9 protein-coding genes and 1 pseudogene are annotated in these 12232 nt (G+C 59.8%); 1 reads left to right on the top strand and 9 read right to left on the bottom strand.

Annotation, left to right across the window (positions count from 1 at the left end; genetic code table 11):
• Positions 1-32 precede the first annotated feature (32 nt).
• The 9 genes and pseudogenes from IEY12_RS13060 to IEY12_RS13020 all read right to left on the bottom strand — a co-directional run bounded on the left by IEY12_RS13060 (position 33) and on the right by IEY12_RS13020 (position 10261).
• A complete protein-coding gene (locus tag IEY12_RS13060; protein WP_188884111.1) occupies positions 33-701 on the bottom strand; it encodes a hypothetical protein in 669 nt (222 codons plus the stop codon).
• On the bottom strand, positions 673-3201 hold the full coding sequence (locus tag IEY12_RS13055; RefSeq protein WP_188884110.1) for a hypothetical protein: 2529 nt from the start codon (positions 3199-3201) through the stop codon (positions 673-675). Before IEY12_RS13055 ends, IEY12_RS13060 begins: the two co-directional genes overlap by 29 nt.
• Positions 3202-3595: 394 nt before the next feature.
• On the bottom strand, positions 3596-4225 hold the full coding sequence (locus tag IEY12_RS13050) for a hypothetical protein (RefSeq protein ID WP_188884109.1): 630 nt from the start codon (positions 4223-4225) through the stop codon (positions 3596-3598).
• Positions 4226-4423: 198 nt separating this feature from the next.
• Positions 4424-5290, bottom strand: coding sequence for a DNA-binding protein (locus tag IEY12_RS13045; RefSeq protein WP_188884108.1), 867 nt, complete (start codon positions 5288-5290; stop codon positions 4424-4426).
• 589 nt (positions 5291-5879) lie between these two features.
• Positions 5880-6389 (bottom strand): PIN domain-containing protein, encoded by a 510-nt coding sequence (locus IEY12_RS13040; protein ID WP_188884107.1) that lies wholly within the window; start codon positions 6387-6389, stop codon positions 5880-5882.
• Entirely contained in the window at positions 6386-6982 is a 597-nt protein-coding gene (locus tag IEY12_RS13035) for a DUF7437 domain-containing protein (protein ID WP_188884106.1), read from the bottom strand. The genes IEY12_RS13040 and IEY12_RS13035 overlap by 4 nt, the downstream gene beginning before the upstream one ends.
• 49 nt (positions 6983-7031) lie before the next feature.
• Positions 7032-7400: pseudogene (locus IEY12_RS16015) on the bottom strand (DUF7558 family protein).
• Between the two features lie 170 nt (positions 7401-7570).
• The gene (locus IEY12_RS13025; protein WP_188884105.1) at positions 7571-9754 is read right to left on the bottom strand and encodes an LUD domain-containing protein; all 2184 of its coding nucleotides are present in this window, start codon (positions 9752-9754) and stop codon (positions 7571-7573) included.
• A complete protein-coding gene (locus tag IEY12_RS13020; protein WP_012289746.1) occupies positions 9755-10261 on the bottom strand; it encodes a LutC/YkgG family protein in 507 nt (168 codons plus the stop codon). It lies immediately after the preceding gene.
• 172 nt (positions 10262-10433) lie between these two features.
• On the opposite strand from IEY12_RS13020, the gene IEY12_RS13015 reads away from it, so the two are divergent.
• Entirely contained in the window at positions 10434-12146 is a 1713-nt protein-coding gene (locus IEY12_RS13015; RefSeq protein WP_188884104.1) for an L-lactate permease, read from the top strand.
• Positions 12147-12232: the final 86 nt, after the last annotated feature.

Genomic DNA, 12232 nt, shown 5'->3' with positions numbered 1-12232 from the left:
GCAGGGCTTCGGTCCACTACTATGTGGCCGGTTCAATCCTCAACTACTCCGCTCCCCTCGCTCACTATCTGTTTGATTTTGAAATAATAGCTATTGAGCCATGACTCGATGGGGTCATCGCCATACTCCTCAAGAAAGTCGTCGACTACCTGATCTGGAATATTCGATTTCACGTCATCCGGTACTTCATCCAGTTTGTGTCTGGTGAATGTCTTCCCATCTATGGATGGTTCGCCAGCAAAATCTGGATGCTTTGGGCTCTTATCAATCACCTCATACTCTGTCTTCCCCACAGGAGTGACGAGGGTGCGCTTTACTACATGATTTCGTAGTTCAGACAGAACCCGCATCAAGGGATCCGATTTCATCTCCGATTGCGCCCCACTATACCAGTCATCAAATTTCTCTTCTCCACCGTGTTCCTTCTGTAGCGCAAACGTAACTGATCGACAGGCTGAGAGAGTTGCACTAGAATAATATAGGAACTCTTCGCCCTCTGAGTCCATTGCCTTCTGCCTGAAGAAATCAGCTTCGTTGAGTTTGGTCCTCGCTCGTTCCATTGAGTTATCACTTCTTGCTTGGAGTCTGGGGAGAATAAAATCAGGGTGAAGATTAGACAGGGTTACGTTCTTTGAAATTCCAACTTGGCAAAATATTCGATCTCCTCTCCTCTCAATTCTGGATTCGGAATACAACCCCATTAGGGCCGGTACTTTCAATATGTGCCTTATATGATGTGGCTATCCGAACATAGTCACGGATGTCTTCCTCATCAGGGAGTTCGTCGGGATCCCAGGTGGCCACATCTTCCCCAGGAGTCACCTCAACCGCAATGGGATAGTCATCGACTTCCTCTACATAGTTGAAATCATTCTCAAACAGCACAACAGCCGCAAATTCGGTCGTTAAATCTCGAATAACCGGAATATCCATAAAAGCAAAGTAACTTCTCAGATCATCGTTTGAGATTCGTTCACTCCGCTCGTCATCACGTAGTGTACGAGCAACTTCCATCTGTTCGACGATGAGTAGCGCGACGTCTTCTTGGGATACTACTGCTGCGAGTGCGTCCGATATATCTGTAGCCGCGTCGACTTCTTTTTCAACAAGATCGAGCTGTTCCAGTACAACCCCACGATACCTGTCGAGCAACCCTGAAAAGTTGCTGTTAAAGAACGTCGAGATACCATCGTCTACGAACGCTTTGCGCGGTGCTGAATTATACAGGGTAAATTCGGCGTTCGCGTCTTGCTCAAGACTATCCAGTTGCGTTATCCCTCCAACCTCTTCGATAGCAGTCCGTAAACCACAAGACTCTAACTGTGAATGTATACTCTCACCATAGCTGTCCACGTATCCTTCGCTAATCGGAAGGGTCCGAATCCAGTCTTGCTCCTGCTCATCAAGAACATCTCTGACCGATTCAAAATATTCGATCAGAGCATCACACCGATCATCCGCAGATGGGCCCCCGCTTAACATATCGTCAAGCGGATACTCCTTTTTGTAAGCCTCGAGCCGATCGACGATTTTGTCCACACGGGGTTGCATATGATCGTACTCAGTAAGCGGGCTTTCACTGGGGTCTTGTTCTTGGAGATTATCTATCGCTTCCTGACTATCCAGAATCCAGACAAGAGCAGTACAGTAAAATCGGAGGAGCCACGTATTAATCGCCATCCCTGTCGAGGCGACTCCGTAGCTCTTCTCAAGTTCTCGATTGAGGTTCCAGCGTTCCCAGTAATTCAACGGTTCCGTCGCCTCACCCATATCGAAGTACATCTCAGAGAGGCGGCTTACAGATCCAAAATCCTGTTCGACATATTCGTTAAAAACCTGTTCAACAAAATACTCCGAGACATCTTCTTCCTCAAATAGATTAAGCGTCCATCCATAGGTAGCAAACTTCAGATGGTTAACAGCAGCGCGGTAATCATCGGCCTGCTCTTGTTTCCGTACGTCGAGTGAGTCATAACTGTCTCCAGCATTTCGGACTGCTCCGGGAGGAGCATATTCGTACTCGCGGAACTGGTAAACATCATCAAGCAGGTACCGTAGGTAGTCCATGGCTCCCACAGCCTCGTTCTCGGCGGCGGTACGCCACAAGCTGGTTTGAGTTTCAAGTAGCTGATCTACCTGCGCCGTCGCGGTCTCATAAGAAGCATCATCATCCGCCTTCTTGAATTGGCTGAGGATCCGATTTTGGGCGTTCTCAAATCTCTCCAGTAAAAACTCTGCGGAGCTACTCTGAGGTTCTATAGAATACCCACGAGCAAACAGGGTTGCATAGCACTGGATAGTCCATCCCACCAACTCCACGTTACCGTAATTCTGGGTTTTCCAGTAGATACCAGAGAGGGACGCTATCACCTGTTTTTCAAGCTCTGCGTTCTGCTGTACAACACTCCTCCGGTAGACAGAATCGTAACGCCCAGAGATATAGTCCCAAAAACTGCGATCTTCTTTTAAATCAGACTCTGATGCGAGCAGTTTGTCGAGCAACTTTTCTACTCCACGAAGCTTCTCTCGTAGCCGTTCGGGACGATCGTTCTCAATCTCTGTTCGGCTCGCATCGAAGAAGTGGCCTACATACACGTCAAAATCACTTGCCGTTGAAGGAGATCTACCGGCCAGTGCGGCATCAGCAAAGTCGAATACTTTCTCGTCCAGCGTATTGTGCAAGAGGAGATCGAAAACGACCCAGAATCGATGAACAGTCACCACTGCGCTGGCGATAAGTAACATTCCAGCCGCTGTGCCTATGTCCGCAGTAACGACACTATCTGTGGCCAGTAGAACGCCAGTGCCGATACAAAGGTTCGCAGTAAACAGGAAGGTGATTGTCTCGATCGATCGCAGCCGATATGCAGTCTCCTCAATGATCGTATCTGTCGTCGGCAAGTTCTTGACGGAGTTCCAAGCAAAGGACAATCCGACCAAACTCAGCGTGATAACGGTCGCGTGAACACCCCAAAGCACGGCAAGATTTCCTGTTGTGAAGGAGAATGGTGGAATCAGCGAAGTATTGGTGACGATCTGTTTCAGAGTCGGTCCCGCCAAGTATCCTACAATAGCAGTTAGTACTCCACCAATGAGACCGATTCCGATTCCGGCTTTTCTGCTGTAACGGCCAGTGAGAAGACGGTAAAAGAGCGAGAAAGCGACTGTACTAACTCGCGATACTCCGCTCTGGATCCCCATTACTCATGTCAGCACGTTCTTGCCATATAAAATGTCCCTGGGACCTCCGTCAAGAAAATCTCATCTGGGTACTGTCGTCGATTATGGACTTACGTGGCTATTCCCTTCCATAGGCGGAGTTTGAACCATCCGCTAGCGCACCAAGGACTATGTCCGGGGTGTGTATGTCAAGTATACTCAACACTTCCAGGGAAAAATAAACAGACTCCGTCGCGACAGCGGTCCTGCCCCTCGGTACACCACTCCCAAAGCTGTGACTCTGGTTGTGGCTGCCGGCCGACCGGAGGGAGGCCGGGAGCGGAGGGTAGGGCGGTAGGGCTTGGGCTGGTCTGGCGCTCACTAAAACAAGAGGTGTCCTTATCTGGATCTCTCATGCGGCCACCGTGCGATACCGCTACTCGAGAGTGTATTTCATCCCCCAGAGATCCTCGAAATACTCGAGTGTGTATTTCCCTCGACTGCCACCTTTGTACGAGTTGAACCGGTCGACGTAGTACATCACCTCAAGAAAGCCTTCTTTCTCGTGATGGACGCCCTGTTCCATCCGGGGCAGAATCTCGTCAAGGAGGAGATCGACCTGTTCGCGCTTGACGATGAACTGATCGCGGAGCGGTGTGAGGAGCGTCCGTGTATTGCTGATACCCTGCACGCCCCAAATGTACTGATCGCTCCGGTTCTCATTGGCTTCGAGACTCGACACATGACAGTTCACATCGTGAGCATCACAGTACGCACAAAGCGCCTCCATCAGGTGGTCACGATACGTTTCGGTGACCTCGATCTGCGGCTGAAGTCGATGGTCGACTCGATACTCACTATTCTGGTTTACTTTCACGCCAATCCAGCCTTCTGCGTCAAGAGTTCCAGTCAGCTGTTCGTGGGTGATTCGGAGCATGGGTGCAAGTTCAAAGCCGGTGCTGTACCGCTCTCGCTCGGCAATCGAGACGCGGATGCAGCCTTCGCCGTCGAAGAAGCCAGTAAACCACGCGTCGAAATCGTGGGTCTCAGGTGAACTATTTGACATCGCGCTGCGCCCATCGGCGGCGCGGATAAACTCTCCCTGCTACCAATTGGACGAGAAGAGATCAACTCACCACCTCACTCTCCACAACGGTCGTGGCTGCGCGCGCAGCGACCGAAGGGAGCGAGCACGGAGCGGAGGGTGGGGCGGTGGGGCTTGGGTCTGGTCTGGCACCGAAAAAGAAAGAGACCAGTTCGCTCGCTACTCTTCCCACCACCGGCCGCGCTCCGGAAATTCGACCCGCGACCACCCGGTCAGCGCGATTGAGCACCGGCCTTCGTACCAGTTCTTGGCCGCTGCCCGGAACCTGACCGTCTGCCCTTCACGCACCACGGGCTGATTCGAGCGCTCCCAGATCGTGAATTTCGTACGTCCACTTTCGTCTTCGATGAGTCCGACTTGGGCGATTGCTGGGGAACTGGGATCCCAGAGTTCGCTCACTGTGCCTTCGACCGTCACCTCACCGACCGGGACGTCCGGCACGTCCGCGATGGGCACGATCGCCCCCGGCGCCGCCTTCAGTTCTTCGAGGGTCTCCAGCACCGCCTTCGTGACGTCCCGACCGCGCTGCACCTTCTCGGCCAGCTGCTTCGCGACGACCGCTCTCGACCAGCCGCCCTGCACTTCGTCGCTGATCCGCATCGCCTGCTCGTTGACCGCCGCGAGTTCGTCTTGCGTCAGCATCTCTCGGGGATCCGTGCGCTCCGCCGGCGCCGGCTCGTCACGACCACACTGCTCGCTGACGACCTCTCGCGTGCGCTGCTCGCGACCCTCCTGCGTTCCGAGCTCGGCCTGGGCACTGATGCGCTCCAGTTCGGCTTCCCGCGCCCGAATGCGCTCTTCCTGTTCGAGGGTGACCCCGTGAATCCGGTCCTCGCTCGTGTCCGCGATCCCGTCCGGGTGGTTCGCATCCACCTTCGCCTGCGTCTCCTGCTCGACCGCTGCCTCGAACTCCGGCGTCTCATCGACCACAGGGAAGCCGTCTTCATCGACAGCCTGCTCGTCCGCTTTTTCGAATGCCTGTTCATCCACCGTAACGACCTTGCGACTCGAGTTGGTACTAGACATTGGGTACTCACCGTACCTGTGAAGGCGCTCACGCGCCGACACCGCGATGCTCCTACATCGCGGTTTTCCGACGACAACGACCGACAGAACCATCTGCGCGCTCTCGCTCGCGCCTTCGCGAGCGCCCTACCGGGCGCGAGCGAGAGCGCGCCTGCATGAAGTGGCCCCAACCAGCACCGCGCGCCGACACGCCCGGAGCGAGCGGCCAGCGGAGTAAGCGTGGGGGGTGAGCAGCCACGCCGCGCAACCCCTCGCGCTTACCCGCTGGCGCCGAGGGCACATTCACTTTAGCCCGGAACGGGCGCGGGCGGTGTAGAGAGCGCCCGCACGCCCGGAATGGTCGGTCGCGAGCGACGCGGAGGGCGGCAGCGGCGAGCGGGGCGGGCCGTCACGTACGCACCCGTTCAGCCGGCTACGTCGCTCGGTGGGCCATCAACAGTCCTGGCGGACTCAGAAAGGGCGAGGCCGCCTCGGCCGTCCCCCGACCCCGCAAGCACCGCAGGCACGAGGCGCGCAGCGGCGGTCGCGGGACGTCGAGCGGCCGAGGGCTTTCGAGTGTTCTCTCCACCCGAATCAGACTAGCAATCAGTCAGCTGTCGCCGGCGACCAGGTCCTCGATGAACCGGAAGCCGTTCACGAACGTCACCGAGTCACCGTACCCCTCACTCGCGAGTACGGTTTCGGCGCCTTCGCCGGCCGCGATGTCGGTCGTGTAGATGTACACCTCGGTCGCCGTCCCCGCGCTGAGATGCTGGGCAGCCAGGGCGGCGAGGGCGGCGTCGGCACGCTCGACTTCGTCGGCAGGGCGGTCGTCGGCGTTCGCGATGTACCGCTGGACGCCGTCCATCACCCGCGAGACAACCGGCTCTGAGAATTCCAGTGGCGCCGCAATCGTCGCCCAGCCCTCGTCAATCGCGGTGTCGATGGGTGGTGCCTCGACGTCGGGTTCGTCGACGGTCAGCTCCTCGTACACCCGTTCGGGCAGGACGAAGGTGATGTCGTTCCGGCGAGCGAACCGCCGAACAGCCTTGTACCGACTGTTCGAGGGCTGTCCCCCCGCGACGAACAGGCCGGTGTCAGCGATGTGGAGCCGGCTCACGCGTCGTCAGCACCGTCGCCGTCGATGGCCAACTCCTCGACCCCTGCCCCGGCCTCCTCGATGTCGTAGTGTTCGTGGACGACGGGGCGGAGCGCCTGGAGGATCATCTCCGCCGCCAGCGGCGAGATGTCCAGATCTTCCGCCATCAACCGGTGGGTCACTTCCCCACGCTCCCGAGCAATCGCGTAGGTGAGCGCGGTCGCGAGGCCGGCGACGCCGTGGCGGTCGATGTAGGTGTCGATGTCGGCGTCCGTCTCGCGGCGGCCGACGGCGTCGATCAGCGCCGGCGTGATCGTGTACTCGCGGTCACCGGCGGCCGTCGTCACGGTCAGGTCGATCTCCCGAGCGGCGTACCGGCGGGGCTGCTCGTCGTCGGTGACGTCGACGACGCCGGCGTCGACGAGCCGGTTGACGTAGCTGTAAGCGGTTCCCTGTGCGAGCTCGAGGTCGTCCATCACGTTCTGAACGGTCGCCTCCCCCTCCCGGGCGAGGTACGCGTACAGCTGGGCGAGCTGTGGCTCTTCGAGGAGATCGGCGACCGAGAGGAAGTCTTGGACGATGTCGCCGTCGGCGCGGTTTGAGGTGCGTGACACGATTCGGTCTTGATTACAGTTTACAGCGAATCGGTAAAGAGTGTTGGGGTTACTCCGCCGGCGTCGCGACGAGATGCTCCTCGAGATCGCGCGTCCAGTACGTCGCGAGCCCGCCCGGACTACAACGGGCGCACAACTGTATCGGGCCTTCCAGATGCCCCAGTTCGACCCGGAACCGCGTGAGCGCCGCGAGCGTGTCGACGACCAGCCCACAGCCGTCACAGGCGACGTGATCGCACTCGTCGGGATCCGGCTCCGTCTGGATCGCACAGTCGACACAGATCGGATGGCTGACCCGTTCGTCCTGTCCCTAGGTATGGGCCTCGCCAGTCTCGGTACCGGGCGGGGCGTCGAAGAAAGCACATCCGTTGAGTTCTTGGCAGGTCCATGCAGGAATGTTCGCTTGCTTCCCCGACATCTTGCTTTCAGCGTCGCTCCGGTTCCTACTCCTGCCAGAAACGAAGGCTACCGCGCGAAACGGTTAGTGTGACAGCACACTAATCATCCCGCTCTCCCCGACCGAACAGCTCTGGAAGGGAAGACTACTGCCGCCGGAACACCCTATAGCGACCTCTCATCCGGGCCGGACTACTGTGTATCGAGTAGCCGTACCGGATGTGCGGGCCGGCGCGTGAGGAGTGCGTCGAGTTGCTCGAGACACGACGTCCCGCTGGCGACGACAGTACGGTCCGCGGTGTCTTCCGTGGTGAATTGATCGACGAGTGTCTCGCCAACGTCCACGCTGAGCTCGTAGTACTCGGACTTGTAGCCGAAGCTTCCAGCCATTCCACAACACTCCACGTCCGAGGTCGTCACGTCGAACCCGCAGTCTTCGAGCACCGCCACCGTGTACGGTTCGAGATCGAGCGTCCGCTGCTGGCAGTGGCTGTGGTAGGCGATCCGCTCGTCGTCGCCGCCAGGGAGTACATCGATGTCCGCCCCGTTCTCCAGCAGGCCGTAGACGTACTCCATGAGTTCGTAGCTGTGCTCCTGCAGCGCGGCGTAGTCGTCTTCCGGAAGGAGCCGTTCGTACTCGCGATGGAACATCGCGAGATCCGACGGCTCGATGACGACGACGTCGTGACCTGCCGCGATAGCGGGCGCGAGCGCGTCGTAGACGGCGTCGGCGTTGGACTGGGCCGTCGACACCATCCCCTGTGAGAGCGGTGCGCGCCCGCTCTCGCCTGCGGGCGGAACGTCGACGCGGACGTCGAGCGCCTCGAGGACGCGGACGGCCGCCTTCCCGCGCTCCGTGCGCACGTAGTTCGTGTACGCGTCGGGGTAGAGTGCGACCTGTCGGCGTGCCTCGTCGCGACTGACGCGTGGCCCCCGCTTCTCGAACCACTCCACGAGTGATTCACGTTCGAACTCCGGGAGTTCGCGGCGGCTGTCGACGCCGAGAGTTCGCTCCAGCAGCGAGCGCGCGGGACCGGTCCGTGCGGCCCAGTTCGAGAGCGGTGCGAACGCCGACCCGAGTTTCGCCAGCGTGTCGAAGTTCCCGAACAGCCGTTTCTGGAGGTCGACCCCACCAGGCTCCTCGTCCGGAGTGAGCCCCTCCACGAGGAAGTCGAGGTCGCCGTCCTTCCCGCGATTGATGCGGTCTCGGACGACCGTGTTGATCCACGGGATGTCGATGTTCACCGGACACTGGTTCACACACCGACTACAACCCGTACAGAGGTCGTTGAACTCGGCGGCGCTGTCCTCGCCGTGGACGCCGGCCTCCCAGCCGGTGGCGATGCCGCCGGAGTACGTCTCGCCACCGAAGGCGTGGCCGCCGACGTGCTGGAAGTTCGCACAGGAGTTCGCACACGCCGAACACCGGATGCAGTACAGCGTCTCACGGAGCTGATCGTCCTCGCGCATCTCCATCCGCCCGTTGTCGATGAGCACGAGGTGGAACTCGCGGTCGTCGCCGGATTCGAGTTCGTTCCCGCCGAACGTGGGGGAGTCACTCGGCGGGGTGAACAGCGAGACGTAGGAGGTGATGTCCTGGCCGGTCCCGGACCGCCCGATCAGTTCGACGAACGGCTGGAGATCCTCGACACTCGGGACGAGTTTCTCGACACCCGCGACTGCGACGTGGGTGTCCGTCGCTTGCACGCACTTGCGGGCGTTCCCCTCACTCGTGACGAGCGCGAGCGTGCCGGTGTCCGCGGTAACGAAGTTCGCGCCCGTCATCCCGACCTCGGCGTCCAGGATCTTCTCGCCGAGGTACTCACGAGCGAATCGCGTCAGTTCCTCGGCAGTCTCCAAGGGTTCCTCGGGGTCGAACACCTCGTTGAACAGGGTTGCGATCTCCTCGCGGGACTTGTGGATCGCCGGGGCGACGATGTGTGAGGGGGCCTCGTCGGCGACCTGGAGGACGAACTCTGCGAGGTCGGTCTCCCAGACGTCCCCGCCGCGTGCCTCAAGCGACTCGTTGACCTCGATCTCCTCACTGGTCATCGACTTTGACTTCACCACGTCGCGACCGTCGACGACCTCTGTGATGTATCGGTTCGCATCGGCGGCGTCGTCGGCGACGTAGACGCTGCCGCCGTTGGCTTCGACGGCCTCGGTGACCTGGTCGATCAGTTCAGGGAGGCGTTCGATGGCGTCTTCCTTGATGGCACGAGCCTCGTTTTTCAACTCGTCGTAGTCATCGAGATTCGCGGTGGACTCGTACCGGCCCTCGTTGAAGACCTGGGTGTTCTCGTGGACGGCGTCGCCCTCGGTGTCGAGGAGATGGCGGATGCGCTCGGCCTTCTGCCGGCGGGTGTCGGCGCTCATCTACTTGCCCTCCAGAAGTACGACCGTCACATCCATCGGGCCGTGAGCGCCCGTCACGAGCGCGCCCATGTCTGCGGTTGCGCTCGGCCCCGTCGCGATGATGGACTGTCCGACGCCGTTCCGGATGTCCTCGGCGAGCTGGTCGAACGTCGCGTCCATGTCCGGGAGTACGTCGCTGGCGGCGACGACGGCGACGTGTTCGTCCGCGTAGAGACTCACCGGCTCCTCACCGTCGGTACCGCCCTGGATGATCACCGAACCGTAGTCGGCGATGCCGTAGCCGGCAGCAGTGACGCCGGTCGCCGCGGCCTCGAGGTCCGCGATCGACGGATCGGTCTCGACGCTGTCCGGCAGCGAGACGGTCTCGAAGGGGAGTGAGGTGCCGACTGTGGGCGCGTCGAGCAGGGGTGAAAGCGTCGACGCGAACTCGTCGGCCGTGGTTCGCACGAGTTCGACGCCGACTTCGTCGAGTGACGACTCGAAGGTCGCAATTGGCTCGGCTGACATGTCCCAAAAAATTGTACCAACAGTTAATGGGTGTTTCCTCTCCGGCCCGACCATGATTTTCTTTCGTTATGGATAATCGCCCGATCCGGCCGTATTTGCAGATACATATCATACAGAAAGTAAGTTACATATGGCTGGTTGTGCGATGGGCAAATAGTAGAGAGTTCCAACCATGCCTGATGTTCTCATACTGGCTCTCGTCGGCGTCGTCCCGATCGGCGTCGCGTTCGTACTGCTCGCTGGACTCCGGTGGTCCGCCGCCCGCGCAATGGGTGTCGGGTGGCTGCTCGCGGCCGGAATCGGGCTCACGTACTGGAGTATGGAGCCCACCTGGTTGGTGGCGTCGGCCATCTACGGCGCGCTGCAGGCCGTCGACATCATCCTCATCGTCTTCGGGGCGATCCTCCTGATGAACTACTTGGAGGGCAGTGGCGCTATTGCTACGATCAGGTGGTACTTCGGGCAGATCGAAGAGGACCGGCGCATCCAGGTGCTGCTCATCGGTCTCGGGTTCATGACCATCATCGAAGGTGCAGCCGGGTTCGGGACACCGGGCGCACTCGCCGCACCGCTGTTCATCGGCCTCGGATTCCCCCCGTTGGCCGCTGCGGTGTTCGGGCTCTATTTCAACGCCCCGAACCCGCCGTTCGGCGCCGCCGGCACGCCTGTCATCGGCGGCACCGGTGCCGTCATCGACCCAGCGCTGTCCGGGTCGATGAGTGTATCCGAGTTCCTCTCGATGGTCTCTGCGTGGACTGGCGTCGTCACGGGACTGACGTACGTGTTCTGGGGACTGCTCGGCGTGTTCTTCCTGACGTACTGGTTCGGGAACGGTGACGGTGAACGCAACATCGGAACCGCCGTGCGGAGCACTCTCTCCATCGCGCCGTTCGCGCTCCTGCTCGGCGTCGTCACTGGCGGCACACAGCTTGTAGTCGCGTGGTTCGTCGGGCCTGCACTCCCCGATATCGCTGCGGGGTTCGTGGTGCTCGGCATCGGTCTCCTGCTCGCAAACAACGATATCCTCATCCCTGATGACCAGTGGGACTTCCCCGAGGAATCAACCTGGAGCGACACGTGGCTCGGCGGCCTCGATCTTGACGAGGTGTCCCGTGACCAACCCAAAAAGGAGATGTCTGTGCTGTTGGCGTGGACGCCGTACCTGCTCGTTGCGCTCGCACTGCTCGTCACGCGGTGGCCGGACCTCACCGTCGCCGGCGTCGCCGTCCTCGACTGGATCCAGAGTTTCTCCGTCGGTCTCGACTCGATCCTCGGTACTGAACTCGGATACACTCTTCAGTACCTCTATCTCCCCGGAACGATGCCGTTCATCCCCATCGCGATCCTCACCGGCTTCCTTCACAAGATGGACACCACACAGATGGGGGCAGCGTGGCAACGGTCGATCCAGCAGATCGCTCCGGCCGCCCTCACGCTCATTATCGCCGTCTCGATGACACAGATAATGATTCAGTCGCAGACGAACACCGCCGACCTCCTCGGCATGATGGAGGCACTCAGCCGCGCGCTCGCGATGGGCGCCGGCGGCCTGCTCCCGCTCATCTCGCCGTGGATCGGCGCTATCGGCTCGTTCATGACGGGGAGCAACACGTCCTCAAACATCCTCTTCAGCGTACTCCAGTACAACGCCGCCGAGACGGTCGGCGTCTCCCGGGTGATCGCCGTCAGCCTGCAGAACGTCGGCGGCGGCCTCGGAAACATGGTCTCGGTGTTGAACGTGGCCGCTATCTGTGGCGTCGTTGGAATCACTGGGCGTGAAGGCGACCTCCTGCGGAAAGCGATCGTCCCGATGGCGCTGTTCGCCGTCTTCGCCGGCCTGTTCGGGATGCTGCTGACGTACGTTCTGGTTCCCGGCCTGTTCTGACACGTAGCGAGCGGAACCCCACCTCTTCAGGGGTGGGAGGAGGTCAAGTGGGGTGTCGTCTTCGGCAGAACGCTTAATCGGCACTC

It is taken from the genome of Halarchaeum grantii (assembly GCF_014647455.2).
GTDB lineage: Archaea > Halobacteriota > Halobacteria > Halobacteriales > Halobacteriaceae > Halarchaeum > Halarchaeum grantii.
Note: the sequence above shows the minus strand (reverse complement) of the source record. Positions and strands in the feature narration are given on the sequence as shown.

What these genes read in the sequence shown, in the direction of transcription:
- IEY12_RS13015 (WP_188884104.1), top strand. Translation starts at nt 10,434, where the DNA reads ATGCCTGATGTTCTCATACTGGCTCTCGTCGGCGTCGTCCCGATCGGC.
- IEY12_RS13050 (WP_188884109.1), bottom strand. Translation starts at nt 4,225, where the DNA reads ATGTCAAATAGTTCACCTGAGACCCACGATTTCGACGCGTGGTTTACT.
- IEY12_RS13045 (WP_188884108.1), bottom strand. Translation starts at nt 5,290, where the DNA reads ATGTCTAGTACCAACTCGAGTCGCAAGGTCGTTACGGTGGATGAACAG.
- IEY12_RS13025 (WP_188884105.1), bottom strand. Translation starts at nt 9,754, where the DNA reads ATGAGCGCCGACACCCGCCGGCAGAAGGCCGAGCGCATCCGCCATCTC.
- IEY12_RS13020 (WP_012289746.1), bottom strand. Translation starts at nt 10,261, where the DNA reads ATGTCAGCCGAGCCAATTGCGACCTTCGAGTCGTCACTCGACGAAGTC.
- IEY12_RS13055 (WP_188884110.1), bottom strand. Translation starts at nt 3,201, where the DNA reads ATGGGGATCCAGAGCGGAGTATCGCGAGTTAGTACAGTCGCTTTCTCG.
- IEY12_RS13060 (WP_188884111.1), bottom strand. Translation starts at nt 701, where the DNA reads ATGGGGTTGTATTCCGAATCCAGAATTGAGAGGAGAGGAGATCGAATA.